Here is a 17,439-nt window from a genome sequence, read left to right as displayed (position 1 = left end):
TTAGTGTTTTTGGTGGTGTTAATTTGTTTATATGTGGGGTGATTTTGAGGATCGATTAAGAATTGGGTTGGATTATTGTTGAATATTTATTTTTAGCCAATTAATCCATAAGCCTATTTGAGATTATGGAATCATGACGAGCTAAATTAAAATAGTGAGAAAAGTGATTTATTTGCTGCTAATTTAAACAAAAATCCCTTGGGAAGTTTCACCAAGGGATATTGCTGTAAAGTAAGTGAGGCTAGCTGAGTTAGTCTTTAGCTGGTCGTAAGCTGTTAAACTCCGAACCCTTGTAATATCCCGGCCAATCTTGATTGTTAGCCAGTGCTTGCGCAGCTTGATAGTAAACAGCTAAGTCTTGTAATGCGCCAGATAAATCCCAGTCAGCTCGATAATGGTCGCAGACATTGTGATAACAACCTTTCATTTGTGCCTGCATAGCTTCTTTATATTGTGCAGTCGCTTCATCTAGCGGAACACTGCCGCCACCGGCAAATACTGCAGGTACGCCGAGTTTCGCAAAGCTAAAATGATCTGAGCGGAAGAACCCGCCTGATGCCGGGTTACGTTCACGGGTCGCAGTTCTGTTTTGCCCTTTGGCTGCTTCTATTAAGTATGCTTCAAGTTCTGACTGACCTTTACCAACGATGGTGTAATCTTGGGTTTTACCGTAAACATTTGTGCTGTCTAAGTTAAACACCGCAACGGTTTTATCAATCGGGTAAATTGGATTTGCTGCGTAATAACGCGAACCCAGTAAGCCTTGCTCTTCACCTGTTGTTGCAATAAAAGTCAGCGAGCGTTTTAGCCCATTACCTTGTTTTGCTTGCGCAGCAAACTGACGAGCGATTTCTAATATACCTGCGGTACCCGATGCATTATCAAGGGCGCCATTATAGATATTATCGCCATCTTTTGTTTCATCAATACCAATATGATCCCAGTGAGCAGTAAACAAAATATGCTCTTGGCTGGCGTCACTTCCTGGAAGTGTTGCAACAACATTATAGCTGTCTGCGTATTCAGCTTTGCTGGAAAAACTAATGTCGGCGGTTTGGTTTAAATCTAAGTTAATTGCGCTATCAGCTGCGCGTGCCATTAAGGGGTCAAGTTCAAAACCTGCTTTTTTGAATAGGGCTTTAGCGCTGTCCATTGTTATCCAACCTTCAACATCAATACGTGCATCTTGCATTTCTTGACTGAAGACCAAATCTTGTTGAGCACCTGTCCAACTGTTTTCAACGACTGCCCAAGGGTAAGATGCTGGCGCAGTATCATGGATGATAATGGCACCTAATGCGCCTTGGCGACTAGCTTCTTCAAATTTATAACTCCAGCGGCCGTAGTAAGTCATGGCTTTACCGTTGAACTTATCGGACTCTGGATGGGCAAACCCTGGGTCATTAACTAAGATAACAGCGATTTTTCCTTTCATATCGAGATCTTGATAATCGTTCCACTGATACTCAGGTGCATTAACGCCGTAACCAACAAAAACGAGTGGGGCATCTTTAATATCAACGCCACCTTTGTCATGACGGGTGCTTAAAACAATATCTTTTCGGTAGTTCATGCTAATGCCAGCCAAGCTAATTTTTTGCGCTTCGCTTGCGGTATAACTCACCATAGGCACTGGTTGTAGGTAGGTATCTTGGTATGTTGTGTCTAGCCCCATTTCTTTAAAAGCAGCTGACAAATAGTCTAATGTGAGCTTTTCACCCTTAGTCGTTGGCGCGCGGCCTTCAAATTCATCAGAAGAAAGGGTTTTAATATCGCTACGAAAACGCGCTTCATCAAAACTTATCGCTGAGGTCGTTTCAGATTTTGTTGCTGTCGGAGTAGGTACTGATTCGGATTTATCCGAATTTTGTGGGCTACATGCACTTAATAAGGCAAGCGCACATAAAGAGAGTAATTGCTTCATAGGTAATCCTATTGTTATTTTTAGATGATATAGGGGCCAGAATTTAGAAAATAACGTAACGATTTCATAGGTGAACTTCTTTCAGTGAATTCACGGTTCAGGCACACAAGGGTTATTACTATGAAGGCATAATGAATCAAGCAAATATCTCAAACAAGTGTCCAAGCCTGAAATTATGTTACCTAATGTTAACCGAATGGATGTGTAGCAGATTAATCTAAATTATAGTGGTTTGACAGAGCATTACAGTGAGACTGTTATCACCGAATGCTCTGTAAACTTAAATAAGACAAGATTGAGTCTTTAGCATGGTTAAGGATTTAAACTTATACGACATCGATATCGCCAGCACATTTAAATACATGATTAGGTCTGAACGGTTCTTTATCGATATCAGCCATTTGGCTGACACCACTGGTGACTAGAATCGTTTCAAGACCCGCTTGAAAACCTGCCAATATATCGGTGCGCATGTTATCGCCAATAATGACGGTATTTTCTGAATGGCCTTTAATGTGGTTTAGCGCCGAGCGTATTATCCATGAGCTTGGTTTGCCCACATAAAATGGCTTTTTACCGGTAATGCGTTCGATAGGTGAGCATAAGGCGCCACAAGCAGGACTGTACGCTGGACCATGAGTATCGGGGTTTGTAGCAATAAAGCGAGCACCATCAGCGATAAAACGGGAGGCTTTGTGGATCATGTCCCAGTTAAATGAGCGAGTCTCACCAACAATCACAAAGTCAGGATTAATATCAGTAATCGTAAAGCCAGCGTTGTAAAGCTCGTGAGTCAGGGCGCCTTCACCAATAACGTATGCTTTACTGCCTTTTTGGTGCTTTAAAAAGTCCGCTGTAGCCATTGCTGATGTGTAAAAACAGGTTTCAGGAACATTAATGCCTGCAGCACCAAGGCGGTTTTGTAAATCTTTGCCAGTTTGAACAGGGTAGTTGGTCAGAATCACCAGAGGATTGCCTTGCTCGAGCACTCTGTGGATAAATTTATCACTTCCAGGGATCAGTTTATTGTCGTGCAGTAAAACGCCATCGATATCGCAGATAATATTTTTCATTGATTGCTCTTTATTGATGAATGCTGTCATCATCTAAAGGCATTTTTATGTAAAAAACAATCAATATGCTCGTGAATTAACCAAAAACAGGCTAATTAATTTTGCGGTATTATAATTGCTGGCGAATTGGTGTTGATTTGTCTCTTTACAAGCTGATTGCCGCTAAAAATGGGTGATAACTTATGTAAGTCCTAAAGAGAGTATTTATACTTATTTTGTTCGCTGCAAATGCGTTAGCATTTACCATCCTTGGCATAATAATTAGAACTCGTGTTCAGAAATAGTATGAAACTATGACATCAAAAAAATGATCTTTATTTATGCCAGTTATTTTTTGGTCAACATACTTTATTGCAGCATTATTTTCAGTGTAGGTATGGGAAACTTCCAGCCACCATTTTCCAATTTCATCCATAGAAGTGCCAAAGCCCGTTTTTATCTTAAAAGTGTTAACGTCAGCTGATGTACTTTGTGTATTTGACGATAATTTAACCTGCTGAAATTGAGGTTGCAGCAGTATATAGCTTGAATCGTTGATGGCATAACTTGCAAATAAGTTAGTCTGGAATCCTTTAACATCACTTTGTTGACCTGTGCTCCCCTTAGCTTTACCGATGACATAAGCAACGTTAGGGTATACTGATAATGAGTCGGTTAGTGTATATTTGCTTATTACCCCCAATGCTAGGGTGTCTGATCCAACAGCTTCTGTGTCCATTTTCCAAGATTTCATGTAATCAACGCTGTAACCAATCTGCTCAGTGGACATGAAGTTAGTATCGAACACTTGAAAATATCGGACTCGAGTATCTTGAGCTAAACGATTATTCTCATGGGTGGTCGCTGATTTGTGTTCAACTAAGCTCAAGAAGCCATTGCCAGCAGAATATTGACCCGCAACACCACCCATTAAAGTTATTTCTTTGTTATTGTTCAATGATCCACTCACAAACGAATTAACTTGAGTTAAATCACTGGGTGAAACCTTTTCTTTAGTGGGCAGCTCGGTGGCTGCAACACACCCAGTAAACAGGGAAGCGATTGATAAGGTAAGCAATGTCTTTTTCATGACTTTCTCTCTAAATTTTGTTGTAAATTAAATGTTTATCGTAAGGTTCGCCTAGATCGCCAATATGGTTTACAAGGGGGGGTATACGTTGTGGTTATAGTAGTACGATGGGGTTTACTAGGCTTTTGTGGAATGTTTAGTGAAATCTAGAGATAAAAAAGGCTACCAAGTTGGTAGCCTTTAGTTTGAGGATAAATTAATTGCTTTCACCAACAATAACGACTTCACCGTTTTCATCTAAATAAGTACCAATAGGTTGCTCAGTTAATGCTTCGATGATGGCTGGAATTGTTTTGTAGAAAATTGAAATCGCCATTCTTGGTGTTTCTGAGATTGGATAGCCACCATTCATTGCAATCACAGTATCAGTATCAAAATCCATTGCGAGAACTTGTCCATGAATACCTACCATCGCTAAGATTTTGTGTTCGCCGATATTAAGAACTCGGAACTGATCTTTATACCATCCGTCAGCCAACGCACTTTCTTTGCTTAACTTCCAAGCAGCACGAACTTCATCATTACCACTCATTAAACTATCAATAAATGCTTTAGGTAAAACTTGTTCACCACTATAGTTTTTACCATCATTGATAATCATCTTGCCAATTCGTGCTAAATCTTTTGTTGATGCATTCATACCGCCTGAAGCCATTGCATCACCAGCATGTCCAGCCATCAAATAAACATCGTTTTTAGCTCCTACTTTTTGCCACAGTCTTTCTAAGTTACTGGCAAGGTTTTCACCAGTCGCTACCTCAACAACTTTACCGAGGACTTCTGTGTTGACACACTGGTAAGTGTATTTTTCACCCATAGAACCTTTAAATTTAGTTACTAACTGAAAGTAATCATTAATGCCATTTGGATAAGTTTTTACACCTTCAAGAGAATTATAACTCTGCGCCGTTGTCATTCTTGGGTCCCATGAAAAGTGAGGCGGTGTATTGATGACGACTGAAGTTCTCATATCTGAAACTTCTTGAACTGTTGCAGTTTCCCAAGCTGTGCCTTTTAGTTCAGGTAGATATTCGATAACCCGTTTTGACATGTCCAATTGACCATTCGCAACAGCAATTTGAGCCGCCATCGAAGTGAATGACTTTGTAACTGACATATCAAGGTGGATCGTATTTTCATTCATATTGTTCCAGTAGTGTTCGTGTACTAGTTGACCATTTTTAAGCACTACCATTGAGTGATTTTTAACGCGATCACGTAAAAATGTATTGAGGCTAATTTGTCCATCAACATCATCCACAAATATGTTGTCGAAGTTCATCTGACCCGTACCTAAATCTTCATGGTTGCCCTGAGTGTTCAATTTATAAGAGTGAGTAAACTTATACGCATTAGTGAAAGTAGATGCCGCATTTTCACCTTGATCCCAATTCTCAACCGTAATCGCATGGTGAGCGGCATTATCAACAAATGCTTCGTCACGGCTTTGAAATTCTGCCGCATTAACATTCAGAGCCACAAGCATTGGTAAAGCCATTAGTGTTTTTGTCATAGTAACCTCAGTAGTAAACCGTCTTTGGCAATGCCATCAAACTTAGTTAAGTTTTCTGTAATTTGCTTCAAAGGATGATGTTGGTAGTCAATATTTCGTCTTGGGTTCATATTGCCAATTTGCTCGTTACTAAGCATCACTGTTAGCTATAGTGATTATTAAAATGAAGTGAGTAGTGAAATGAAGTAATAAATGAATGGAAGTGATAAAAAGCTTAAATGTTTTAAACGTCAGCTAACGCTCACCAATAAATTGAATTGGTATTTTGATATTTGGTTCGACATTCAAGTTTTATCGCGCTGTATAACGTTTCATTCTACTGAACAAGAAAAAGGCGACTTAATTCGTCGCCACTTTAGGATAAGTTTATAGATGAATAGGGTTTTGTTTGAGTGTTAATTTATCGGGTTGATTTCCACTCTAGCCATTCTTTGATCTCGGATGGATTACCATGTTCTTTGAAAAACTTTATGCACGATTGTGGTGCTCTAGTCCCAATATTACTTTCGCACCACATATTGAGTTTGTAATGTGAAGTAAAGCCATCAACCCATGCAGCATAAACTTTATCCAGCTGTGCGTAAAATCCGAAATCAATTCTACCTTTCTCAGCTAACCAAGGGTATTTGATGACCTTAACCTTAGTTGTATCAATGACACTGTTTGCCATCTTAATCAAAATTTCTGAAAGTACTTCTGAGCCAATATCTTGGATGGACAAGGTTTCTATTGAATGGATATCAGCGCCCACCAAGTGAATAACACGATTAGACAAAATCGTCGTATCAATGGTCTGAACCATCTCATACCCTAAGTTGTCTAGCAAACGGTATAAAGATAAGTTCCACTCTTGTTCGGTGAAATCACCATTTTTAATTGCTCGTTGTAATTCTTTATTACGTTCTGATTGGATGACGAGGTATTTTTGTAAAGCTGGATATTGTTTTAGGGCTTGATGAGGGACTTGTGCAATTAACTCTAGTAGTTTCGTTTGATCTGTTATTAGGCTTGCAAACTCTAATTTAGCTGAATCATCCATATTATTAGCTCGTATAAAAGTTGGTTAATTAAAGGATTGCTGTAAATTGATATTACCTGAGTAATACAGGCTTTGCGATAAATACGCATTCTTTAATAAAAACAATCTACTTAAAACAGTTCAAGAGCTAATTTCCTCTGCGTTAACAGGTAATGTGTAATAAACGTCAATACTTTTTGGGATGTAAGATATCTGACTTCAGTGATAGGTGTTAAAGGCATTAAAAGGTATAACTGATTTTTATGCCCTGGGCATCTTTGCCTATTAACACCGGTGCAATGGTCAAGTTAGGGTCTCGATATCGACTTGTCACAAAATAACTCACTGTATAGGCTAAACACGCACCAGCAATGACGTCAGTGTTCCAGTGTTTATTCGCTTTGACTCTTGAATAGGCTACTCCAGTCGCTGCAATGTATGCGGGTAAGCCGTATTTAAATCCATATCTGTGATCCAAAAAAGCAGCGCCACTGAAGGCGGCAGATGTATGACCACTTGGAAAACTACGTTCACCACCACAAGGACGAGTAACATCAGTAACATATTTAGTTGCTTCAGTGATTGCTTGTGTATAAACAACCGTTTTACCTAATTGCCACATTCCTTCAGTATCGTCTTTCATCCAAGCAACGAAAAAGCCTGTTAGTGGAATAGCAACTTGAGCTACATCACCATAAGTTCTTAAATCACTATGGATGCTTTCTGCATTTGCGTTAACTGAAAATAAAAGTGGTAAAGCTAATAGTAGTTTTTTCATCATTACCTCAAGAAGGATTTGCCGTCCTTGGCAAGAGAGAACTTAGAATGTTGCGGTAATACCTACACGAATAGCTTCGTCATTAAGGCCGCTATATAGCTTTTTACCTGTGTATTGAACATATGGCTTAACAATATCTAAGCCATTGAATGTTGCTCGAACTTCAGAGGACCAATCAGAAGATTTAGCACCGATGCCTTTGTAAAGGTTTGCCAAATCTTTGTTCTTTTCACTTTCGTGAATAGCAGTTGCTTTTAGTGAAACCAATTCAAAGTTATAACCAACTGTTAAATCAGTTCGAGCAATTTTGCTTTGAGATGACAATTCAAACTGGTCAACTACATTTGAACCACCATCCATTGTTTCAACGATTTGAACTTTGAAACCTGTGTTTTCTTGTGCATATTCCATGCGGTAGCGAGCACTTGCAAATAAGCCGAAATCAAAGCTATAACCAGCTTCAAGTCCAAACATTGCTACATCTGAGCCTTCACCCATAGTATCGAAAGTTTGATAACCAGTGACTTCACGTGTCCCACTACCACCTGGAATTACATCATCAATAGTGAATGTTCCATCACGTTCTGCATGGAAGTTGTCTGATTTGTTGTACAGATATTTAGCGCTTGGAGTGACGTAGAAACCGTCAGTGATAAAGAACTGATGCTCAAGACCAAGTTCAAATGATTTATCAGTTTTTGCTTCAATCGATAATCCAGTTCCAAAATCAAATTGATGACCTAATTTAAGGCTTTGAACGTGGTTCTTTGAGTCAGCATGTTCTGTATATACATCAACCGTTGTTGAAGCTATTGCAGAACCAGCAAATAAAGAGGCGATTGATAAAGCGATTACAGATGTTTTCATTGTATTTCTCTCTCGAGTTAGTGAGGGCTTGGCCCATTAGTTGTTTAATGTTATTTAGTTTCGACGTTGAATGCGTAGCCGTAAGAGCCGTTGTGGTGGTACTCCTCAGGGTTACTTAGCTGAACATCGATGCTTTTTGTGTTTGCATATTCCATTGCAGCTTCTTTAGCGTTTGTTTCAGTAATACCACTGGTAAGGTAAGCAAAAGGAGACCAGCTTGAATCCATCACCAACACTCGGTTGTCGTCGCTTTTTGAAGCGTGGATTTTGATTTCAAGACCATTTGAAGCCTTAAAGTTTTCGGTATGCGTCATATCAAAATTCAATGAAGCTTTAACGTGACCATATGTACTAGAAATAGGAGCCAGTACATCAGCTTGAATTGTTGGCGCTACTGTTAGGGTTAAGGTGAATGCGATAGTCGCTATTAATTTTTTCATGATGTTTCCTTAGTAAGTTAAAGTCGGTATTGATAAGGAGTTTTCCACTTGGATTGATTTTTTCTACCAGTAGGTGGTGACTCGATGTGGGTATGTTATTAAACGAAGGTTCACTAAGCTTTACTGGCGTTTATAGTGAGCATTAGTGATGTATTTACGCTGTAGTTACTAAATTGCAGACATAAAAAAAGCTACCGAAGTAGCCTAGATTGAGTGTTTTTGAGGGAGGTTAATGCTTGTAGCTATTTACGCTGTTTGTATAAGTTTTAGGTTGAAGTAGTTCCTTAGTTAGAAAAACAGGCATATTAATTAGTCTGTATTTGAGGCGGATTTCAATCTTTTTTTAACATCAGCGGTTTATTGTCTTTTAGGTGTGCTAAGTATTCAACCATAAAGTCATCGTAAGCAGTAAAATCATCAGCAAACCAATGCTTGATTAAGAACCGTTTAATCGTTTCTTGCGAGCCACTTATTTCTACATGAGTCGGTTTAAATGTAACGGTAAGCTTGTAGATAAAATGAACATGGCCGTAGCGAATGACATCTTCTTCAGTGAGCACAGCTTCTGTTCTTATTTTCATTAAATGTTCCTGTAAATTCCTTAGAAAGGTAATCGTTTAAGGATTTTTTGTTTTGTTGTTTGCTTTTATTAAGCCTTATGGTTGAAATATGGGAGGTGTGTATAAATTGCGGCTTGAACTCTATACACATTAGTTACTTCATTTCCAATGAGACAATATTAAGGTGACTTGACGTTACTAGTAATTAAAAAGACATTTAGTAATGGTTAACTCAGTATCTAATTCCTAAAATAGCGAGTTATCGAAGTGCGAGTTATGATTTTGCGATTGATAACCTTTACCAAGAGTGTAGTGCTTTGAGTATTTGATAACACTGGAATCTGAACGCTACTATAGTTTTGTAGGTAAGCTGTCTTGATAGTGCTTTAATGATGCTTTTAGGTACGTTACTGATTAAAACAAACAAAGAGGCTAAAAAGCCTCTTTGGAAGATGTCATTGATTCATGCATGATTGGTTAGGGTTAAATTATGGTTAACACTCTACGATATTGACTGCTAAGCCACCTTTGGCAGTTTCTTTGTACTTACTGCGCATGTCTTTACCGGTATCCATCATGGTTTTAATGACTTTATCTAAACTCACTTTATGATTGCCGTCACCGCGAAGTGCCATACGTGAAGCGTTAATGGCTTTTACTGCCCCCATTGCATTTCGTTCAATACAAGGTACTTGTACTAAGCCGCCAACAGGGTCGCAAGTTAATCCTAAATTGTGCTCCATACCAATTTCAGCGGCATTTTCTACATGTTCGACTGTGCCGCCCATGATTTCGGTTAACGCAGCAGCAGCCATTGAGCAAGCTACGCCCACTTCACCTTGGCAACCGACTTCAGCACCAGAAATAGAGGCATTTTTCTTATATAAAATACCAATGGCAGCAGCAGTCAATAAGTAGCGGCAACATACATCAATGTCTACTTCTTGCACAAAGGTGTGGTAATAACACAGTACAGCAGGAATGATGCCAGCTGCGCCATTAGTCGGAGCGGTGACGACGCGATCGCCCGCGGCATTTTGTTCATTAACTGATAACGCAAATAAATCGACCCAATCCATTGCTGTTAATGGATCCATGTTATTACGGCCTTCGGCTTGCAGACGACGATAAAGCGCAGGGGCGCGGCGACGAAGTTTAAGGCCGCCAGGTAACATACCTTCTTTTTGATAACCACGTTCGATGCAGTTTTTCATGGTTTGCCAGATATTCCACAAACCTTGTTTAACGTCTTCTTCTGAGGCGATGCTGAGTTCGTTAGCCATCATGAGCGATGAAATACTTAACCCATTATCACAACATACATCCAATAATTGGCTAGCAGAATCAAAATCATAAGGAGCTGATTTGATTGGAGTAGCTGGGGATGCGTTAGTTTGGGTTATTTCATCTTCATCAAGAATGAAACCGCCTCCGACAGAGTAATAAGTTCGTTCATATATACAATCGCCTTGGCTAAATGCATATAAGGTCATCGCGTTAGCATGGGCGGGTAAACTTTTGCGGCGATGATAGGTAATGCCGTTATCACGGGTAAATTTAACGGAGCGGCCATCAGCGAGTATCAGTATTTGATTAGCGGAAACTTGCTCAAGAATGTTATCAATGGCATCAGTATCAACGGTATCAGGATCTTCACCCATTAGGCCTAAAATAACCGCTTTACCCGTACCATGACCTTTACCTGTCTGGCCTAACGAACCAAACAGTTCTGAACGTAATTCATCGGTTTTTTCTAACAAACCTTGGTTTGCTAAATGCTGCATAAACAGCTTACCGGCTTTCATCGGTCCGACAGTATGGGAGCTCGATGGCCCAATACCGATTTTGAACATATCAAATACGCTAATCATTGTTATCAACCTATATACTCAGTCGTTTATTATTATAGTCGTTTATTATTTTACCGTGGTGGCTGAGAAAGCTAAAAATCAGCTTAACAATTCTTGGTTAACTGTATCTCTAGCCTTTGTTTCTCTGCATAATAGTCGTTATTAAAAACAAACTTTTTTAGCAGTATTTGCCTAACGGTTTTTCAAACTTTGCTTGTTATTTTACTGAGTATCCCATATTTTTTATTAGATCGCGCATTAGATTTATTTATGCGATTAGCTTCAGATTAGTTGAAGTTATTGTAACCAAGATCACAGTGGCGACTATTTTGTAATATGGACAATCAAGGGCTTAGCGTTACGGTATCAATAGGAGTACGCGTGAGTTATTTAATGATGGATTTAGCTGGACTCAGTGTCAGCGAAGAAGAAGCCGTTTTATTACAGCACCCTCAAGTGGGTGGAATTATTTTATTTACCCGTAATTTTTCTAATAAAAGCCAGTTGATTGATTTAGTTAAGTCGGTTCGTACTATTCGCGCAGATCTTTTAATCGCGGTAGATCACGAAGGTGGTCGAGTGCAGCGCTTTAGAGATGAGTTTTCCCTTATCCCTGCTATGGGAGATATTCTACCCGCTGCAAATGGAGATATGAGCTTAGCGCAGCGCTGGAGCAAAGAGCTGGGTTTCTTGATGGCGATAGAATTAGTGGCTTGTGATATTGATTTAAGTTTTGCCCCCGTGCTTGATGTAAACGGCATTAGTGATGTTATTGGTAAGCGCAGTTTTAGTCCAAACCCACAGGAAGTCAGCTTGTTAGCTGCAAGTTTTATTGAAGGAATGAATCAAGCGGGTATGGCCGCAGTGGGTAAGCATTTCCCCGGTCATGGCAGTGTCAAAGCAGATACCCATGTGGCAATGGCTGAAGATAACCGCCTTAAAGAAGACATCTTTAATCACGATATTAAGCCATTCCAACAGCTGATGGCTCAACAACAACTGAATGGGGTAATGCCTGCACATGTGGTTTATACACAAGTGGATGCAAACCCTGCGGGCTTTTCATCTTATTGGCTACAAGATGTGTTGCGCCAAGATTTAGCATTTGATGGCGTTATTTTTTCAGATGATTTAGGTATGAAAGGGGCTTCATTTGCCGGTGATTATTTAGGTCGCGCTCAAGCTGCATTATCAGCAGGCTGCGATATGATTTTGGTCTGTAATGACCCAGAAGGGGTGAAAACCTTATTGTCAGAGTTTACTTGGCCTGCACAGGCACCCAAATCAAATGCTCAGCAGCTTAAAGCAGATATGACGCAAGTAATGATCAGTCTTGGCTCAACTGAACGTTGGGAAAAAGCGCAGATGTTAGCCAAGCAAATTTTAGCTAAGTAACCTATAGCTAAGTAACGTTATTGCCATTTTTAAAGATAAACTGACTCTTTGGTTAATTGCTGAGCAGTTAAACTTTAATAGTTAGCATAAATGTTGTGATTGTGTTACAAAATGATACAAGTGAGTTTAACATGCGACTTAAACTCATTTATATCAATGTCATATTATTTGCAAATTTTTGCTTAATACAGCTAGCCGAATGGTTAGCTGTTTTTTTATGTAAAAAACCGAACGTAATATTAATAATACCCATTCGGTTTTCATTTTGCTAAAGCTAGTCTAGTAACTGGCGTTTAATTAAGTTGCCTTTGAGTCGAATTGATACCAGAAGCCATCGATTCAGTTACAGGTTCAGCATTTAATTCAATCAGTGAATCATCTTCAATTACTAAATCTGCAGGTTTTGTCGTCGTGGGTTGTTCCATTTTTCTGATTTGCATAATAATCCCCATATTTGGATGATCAAAATAATGCACTTCACCAGATCTTACCCGGCGGTTTTGAACCATAGGTATAGATTGTAGGAATGGACTCATGACTGTTTCGTCATTGCCTTCTGTACTGTATTGATAGTAATCGTTAGTGTTAGTTTGTTTTTGAATTGGCTTACGCAGGGCAAGGTTGGTTTCAATAAACAAGTAGTGGCTAAGATATATATTTATATTTCCGTCGAGTTCCCACACTGGTTTAGTTTGTGGCTCATCAACAAAACTGCCAAACGATGAAGAGAAATCAAATGTAGTGAATTCGTCTTCTATCTCTTCGGCAACGGGGTTTCCTGCATAATCATATTCTTCAGAGAAGTCTTTACCTGCAAAAATTCGGATAGGCTTAGCTCGGTTACGTGACTGCATATCTTGCTGCCAAGTTAAGTGTAGTAAACTGCGTACATCTTTCTCACGACGAACCGTTTTAATAATGTCTGCAAATTCACTTTGAGACTCTGCTAATAGCAACGGTCCTTCTTCTAAATAAGCTACTTGGGGCTCATCAGCTGCAATTGATAATGGTACTTGGCTTGGGAACGTCGTTTTATTTGCACTGACTAATGGGTCTTGGCAATCGACTTCACTGCTGGTCCAGTCTGTAGAAGTGCAACCTGTTAAGCCTAGCGCAACACCTGTTATGTCATTACTGATCATTGGCGTGATTAAGTCGATATTTTTGCGGTTAGCAGGCATTGCAGTGTTTTCTTGCCACTGCTCCAAGCTGTTTGACTGTCTTTCGAATACGAATACTTCAACCTCAAACCAAGTTTTTGCTTGAGCTTGAATTGATACAGTTATCGCTGTTAAAGCGGCAATGGAAATAGCAAAGTTACGCAGCACTATTTAGTTTCTCCAATACGGTGTTTAGCTAATTGCTCTAACAATGTCTTAATTAAGTCTAGACGTTGTTTGCTTGTTTCTGCAGGCATAGTGAACTTTAACTTATTTGAGCCTTCCATTCGATAAATTTGTGGCTGACTTTGTAATAAACCAATGATAAACATAGGGTCAATTTTATGGTCATCAGTAAACTCGATACTGCCGCCTTTAGCATGCATCTCAATTTTACTGGCGCCTAGTGCAGTCGCTTGGTGCTTATAAAGTGTAAGCTCCATTAAATTTCGAGTCGCATCTGGCAGTAAGCCAAAGCGGTCAATAAACTCAACTTTAAGCTCATCAAGCATCTTTTCGGTTTCACAGTTGGCGATACGTTTATACAATGATAAACGCATATTAACGTCGGATACATAATCGTCAGGCAATAGTGCTGGAATACGTAAATCTACTTCACATTGCGAATTGAGCATGTAAGCGAGTGATGGCTCTTTGCCTTCTTTTAATGCTTTTACTGCTGATTCAAGCATTTCCATATAAAGACTGAAGCCAATTTTTGAAATATGACCACTTTGCTCATCACCGAGCAGTTCGCCAGCACCGCGGATTTCTAAATCTTGAGTAGCAAGCATAAATCCTGCACCTAAATCTTCTAATGCATCAATTGCTGCTAGACGTTTACGGGCATCTGCACTCATAAGCTTAGGATGTGGTGTCATCAAATAAGCATAAGCTTGGTGGTGCGAGCGACCGACACGACCACGTAATTGATGTAACTGAGCTAAACCAAACTTATCAGCACGATCAATAATAATGGTGTTGGCACTAGGAACATCAATACCGGTTTCAATAATCGTGGTACACACTAAAACATTAAAGCGCTGGTGGTAGAACTCTGACATCACTTTTTCAAGTTCTCGTTCTCGCATTTGCCCATGGGCTGTAACGACTCGAGATTCTGGCAGTAATTCACGAATGTCTTGGGCACATTTTTCAATGGTTTCAACATTATTATGTAAAAAGTAAACCTGACCACCACGAAGGATCTCACGTAAAATGGCTTCTCTTACCGTCGCGATATCGTATTCACGCACAAAAGTTTTAACAGCTAAACGTTTCGCTGGTGGCGTGGCAATAATAGATAAATCGCGCATGCCAGACATCGCCATGTTTAAAGTACGCGGGATTGGTGTTGCTGTTAATGTGAGGATATCGACATTGGCACGTAATGCTTTGATTTTCTCTTTTTGACGCACACCAAAACGGTGCTCTTCGTCAATCACTAATAAACCTAAATTATCAAAGTTGGCTTCAGCCTGAAGCAGTTTGTGGGTACCAATAACGATATCCACTTTACCTTCCGATAGCTGTTGTAATACTTGGTTTTGCTCTTTTGCTGAGCGAAAGCGTGACATCACTTCAATCACCACAGGCCAGTCGGCAAAACGGTCTTTGAAGTTTTCGTAATGCTGCTGGGCAAGTAGGGTAGTTGGCACGAGCACGACCACTTGTTTGCCAGCATTGACGGCGACAAATGCGGCGCGCATGGCCACTTCGGTTTTACCAAAACCAACATCACCACAGACTAATCTGTCCATTGCCATTGGGGTTTGCATGTCAGTTAAAACAGCTTCAATAGCTGTTTCTTGATCGACGGTTTCTTCAAATGGGAAACCTTGGGCAAACTGGGCATACTCCTCTGCTTCAATTTTCATTGCATCGCCAGGGCGAGCTTGTCTACGTGCATAAACATCGAGTAATTCAGCCGCCACATCGCGAATTTTTTCAATGGCTTTTTTCTTGGCTTTCGCCCAAGTTTCATTGCCAAGTTTATTTAAACTAGGCGTTTCATCGGCGCCGACACTGTAACGGCTGATTAAATGCAAAGAAGATACTGGGACGTAAAGTTTATCGCCGCCAGTGTATTCAAGCTGTAAATATTCAGCGACAAGACCGCCTGTATCGAGTGTCACTAAGCCTTTATAAAGAGCCACACCGTGCTCAAGGTGGACAATTGGCTCACCGACTTTTAGTTCTGCAAGGTTTTTAACTAATACATCAGAACTAACTTGCTTTTGTTTTTCTCGGCGGCGTTGCTGTGAAATTCGTTGACCAAATAACTCGGTCTCACAAATAATACTGACTTCACCTTTAGGCGAGTCATGGATGACACAACCACGAGACAGCGGTGACACCACAAGGCCAATACTGTCTTTTGCCGTTTTGGCATTGAGGTATTCATCAAGATGAGTAAATAGCTTGGGCTTAATGTCTATTTTGGCTAATAGTTCGATTAATGCTTCGCGCCGGCCTTCTGATTCTGCACAAAACACCAGCTGCTTATTGTTTTCGCTGTATTGTTGCAGGTTAATCAACGGGTGTTTTAATTTATGATTGGCATTAATGTCGGGCAATGCAGAGACATTAGCAGGCTGCGCTTTAGTATTTTCTTCAGTGCTTAACGCAAACTGTGAACGCTGATAATTTTTAAACAGCGCGAATAGCTCATCAATCAGTAAATAAAGCTCTTGCGGGGCTAAAAGGGGTCTTAGTGGATCTACGCGCCTGTCTTCATAACGAGCATTAATCTCAGTTAAGTGATTTTTACTGGCTTGTTCTATATCGCCCAAAGTGATCAGCTGAGTGTTCTCTGGCAGGTAGTCAAATAAGTTGGCGGAATCATCAAAAAATAGCGGCAAGTAATTCTCAATACCCGCTGGCATTAGGTTGCGACTGACTAATTGGTATACGGATTCTGCTTCTTTTGAGATGACTTCAAAGCGGCGACGATAACGTTGTCTAAAGCCCTCAATGCCTGCTGCGTCAGTAGGAAACTCTTTAGCTGGCAGCATGCGCACCGCATCGACTTCTTGTTTCGAGCGTTGGGTATCTACATCAAAATAGCGAATTGATTCAACTTCATCATCAAACAGTTCTATGCGTAAGGGTTCATCAGAACCTGTTAGGAAGATATCCATGATAGAGCCGCGAATAGCAAATTCACCGTGCTCATAGACTTGGTCTACTAAGTAGTAACCTGTGTCAGTCAGGTGCTGTCTAACTTGTTGCAAGCTGTAGGTGTCACCTTTTTTAAGCAACATCACATTAGCGGTTAAAAAAGACTTAGGTGGCAATTTCACCATTAACGTGTTCACCGGCACAATAATGACATTGTGCTGGCTTTGGCTCATTTGAGCTAAGGTTTCTAACCGTTGAGAAATCAAATCCTGATGAGGGGAGAAACTGTCATAAGGCAAGGTTTCTCTATCGGGAAATAAACACACATTGACATCAGATTGAGACAATAAATAGGCAAGTTCAACTTCCAGTTGTAATGCACTGGGTGTATCGCTGGTGACGATTAAACTGGTACCAGAATGCTGGGTGATTAAACTCGCAAGCGTTATGGCTTGAGAAACGCCCCCTAGAGTTGATAAGGTCTGAAATTGTTGGCCTTTTTTGACACTAGGCGGTGTTAACACGCTAAAATTCTTCATTGAATTACTAAGTTGGCTTCTATAAATGTGTGATTTATCCCGTTTTGATTATTACATACCAGTGGTAATAAATAGTTTAAACGGGTCATAACCAAGGCAAGCTTCCTCGCTGCCTTTATTGCTGGCAGCTATT

The 17,439-nt window shown here is 40.0% G+C and carries 13 protein-coding genes; 1 reads left to right on the top strand and 12 read right to left on the bottom strand.

The window, feature by feature from the left end:
- Positions 1-250: 250 nt before the first annotated feature.
- From K5Q58_RS14210 to K5Q58_RS14165, 10 genes are all read right to left on the bottom strand, one after another.
- A complete protein-coding gene (locus K5Q58_RS14210) occupies positions 251-1,924 on the bottom strand; it encodes a M28 family metallopeptidase (RefSeq protein WP_220754582.1) in 1,674 nt (557 codons plus the stop codon).
- A gap of 326 nt (positions 1,925-2,250) precedes the next feature.
- Positions 2,251-2,997: an HAD-IIA family hydrolase gene (locus K5Q58_RS14205; RefSeq protein WP_220754581.1), complete on the bottom strand. Its 747-nt coding sequence runs from the start codon at positions 2,995-2,997 to the stop codon at positions 2,251-2,253.
- A gap of 274 nt (positions 2,998-3,271) precedes the next feature.
- Complete coding sequence (locus K5Q58_RS14200) at positions 3,272-4,066, bottom strand: OmpG porin family protein (RefSeq protein ID WP_220754580.1); 795 nt, start codon at positions 4,064-4,066, stop codon at positions 3,272-3,274.
- Between the two features lie 196 nt (positions 4,067-4,262).
- Positions 4,263-5,579 (bottom strand): serine hydrolase, encoded by a 1,317-nt coding sequence (locus tag K5Q58_RS14195; protein ID WP_220754579.1) that lies wholly within the window; start codon positions 5,577-5,579, stop codon positions 4,263-4,265.
- 400 nt (positions 5,580-5,979) lie between these two features.
- Positions 5,980-6,618, bottom strand: a complete 639-nt coding sequence (locus K5Q58_RS14190) for a hypothetical protein (protein WP_220754578.1) — start codon at positions 6,616-6,618, stop codon at positions 5,980-5,982.
- Between the two features lie 220 nt (positions 6,619-6,838).
- Positions 6,839-7,375: a phosphatase PAP2 family protein gene (locus tag K5Q58_RS14185; protein ID WP_220754577.1), complete on the bottom strand. Its 537-nt coding sequence runs from the start codon at positions 7,373-7,375 to the stop codon at positions 6,839-6,841.
- A 42-nt stretch (positions 7,376-7,417) separates the two neighbouring features.
- Positions 7,418-8,242 (bottom strand): hypothetical protein, encoded by an 825-nt coding sequence (locus K5Q58_RS14180; protein WP_220754576.1) that lies wholly within the window; start codon positions 8,240-8,242, stop codon positions 7,418-7,420.
- A 50-nt stretch (positions 8,243-8,292) separates the two neighbouring features.
- The gene (locus tag K5Q58_RS14175) at positions 8,293-8,682 is read right to left on the bottom strand and encodes a hypothetical protein (protein WP_220754575.1); all 390 of its coding nucleotides are present in this window, start codon (positions 8,680-8,682) and stop codon (positions 8,293-8,295) included.
- Positions 8,683-9,014: 332 nt separating this feature from the next.
- Positions 9,015-9,263 (bottom strand): hypothetical protein, encoded by a 249-nt coding sequence (locus K5Q58_RS14170; RefSeq protein WP_220754574.1) that lies wholly within the window; start codon positions 9,261-9,263, stop codon positions 9,015-9,017.
- Positions 9,264-9,736: 473 nt separating this feature from the next.
- Positions 9,737-11,113, bottom strand: coding sequence for an L-serine ammonia-lyase (locus K5Q58_RS14165; protein ID WP_220754573.1), 1,377 nt, complete (start codon positions 11,111-11,113; stop codon positions 9,737-9,739).
- A gap of 360 nt (positions 11,114-11,473) precedes the next feature.
- On the opposite strand from K5Q58_RS14165, the gene nagZ reads away from it, so the two are divergent.
- Entirely contained in the window at positions 11,474-12,487 is a 1,014-nt protein-coding gene (nagZ, locus tag K5Q58_RS14160) for a beta-N-acetylhexosaminidase (protein WP_220754572.1), read from the top strand.
- A gap of 293 nt (positions 12,488-12,780) precedes the next feature.
- Here nagZ and K5Q58_RS14155 read toward each other — a convergent pair whose 3' ends face one another.
- Complete coding sequence (locus tag K5Q58_RS14155; protein ID WP_220754571.1) at positions 12,781-13,815, bottom strand: peptidoglycan binding protein CsiV; 1,035 nt, start codon at positions 13,813-13,815, stop codon at positions 12,781-12,783.
- A complete protein-coding gene (gene mfd, locus K5Q58_RS14150) occupies positions 13,815-17,306 on the bottom strand; it encodes a transcription-repair coupling factor (RefSeq protein WP_220754570.1) in 3,492 nt (1,163 codons plus the stop codon). The genes K5Q58_RS14155 and mfd overlap by 1 nt, the downstream gene beginning before the upstream one ends.
- Positions 17,307-17,439: the final 133 nt, after the last annotated feature.

It is taken from the genome of Shewanella sp. KT0246 (assembly GCF_019654955.1).
Classification (GTDB): domain Bacteria; phylum Pseudomonadota; class Gammaproteobacteria; order Enterobacterales; family Shewanellaceae; genus Shewanella; species Shewanella goraebulensis.
This window is presented reverse-complemented; position numbering and strand designations above follow the sequence as displayed.

Coding starts and splice junctions, on each gene's coding strand:
- K5Q58_RS14210 (WP_220754582.1), bottom strand. CDS start 1,924: ATGAAGCAATTACTCTCTTTATGTGCGCTTGCCTTATTAAGTGCATGT.
- K5Q58_RS14205 (WP_220754581.1), bottom strand. CDS start 2,997: ATGAAAAATATTATCTGCGATATCGATGGCGTTTTACTGCACGACAAT.
- K5Q58_RS14200 (WP_220754580.1), bottom strand. CDS start 4,066: ATGAAAAAGACATTGCTTACCTTATCAATCGCTTCCCTGTTTACTGGG.
- K5Q58_RS14195 (WP_220754579.1), bottom strand. CDS start 5,579: ATGACAAAAACACTAATGGCTTTACCAATGCTTGTGGCTCTGAATGTT.
- K5Q58_RS14190 (WP_220754578.1), bottom strand. CDS start 6,618: ATGGATGATTCAGCTAAATTAGAGTTTGCAAGCCTAATAACAGATCAA.
- K5Q58_RS14185 (WP_220754577.1), bottom strand. CDS start 7,375: ATGAAAAAACTACTATTAGCTTTACCACTTTTATTTTCAGTTAACGCA.
- K5Q58_RS14180 (WP_220754576.1), bottom strand. CDS start 8,242: ATGAAAACATCTGTAATCGCTTTATCAATCGCCTCTTTATTTGCTGGT.
- K5Q58_RS14175 (WP_220754575.1), bottom strand. CDS start 8,682: ATGAAAAAATTAATAGCGACTATCGCATTCACCTTAACCCTAACAGTA.
- K5Q58_RS14170 (WP_220754574.1), bottom strand. CDS start 9,263: ATGAAAATAAGAACAGAAGCTGTGCTCACTGAAGAAGATGTCATTCGC.
- K5Q58_RS14165 (WP_220754573.1), bottom strand. CDS start 11,113: ATGATTAGCGTATTTGATATGTTCAAAATCGGTATTGGGCCATCGAGC.
- mfd (WP_220754570.1), bottom strand. CDS start 17,306: ATGAAGAATTTTAGCGTGTTAACACCGCCTAGTGTCAAAAAAGGCCAA.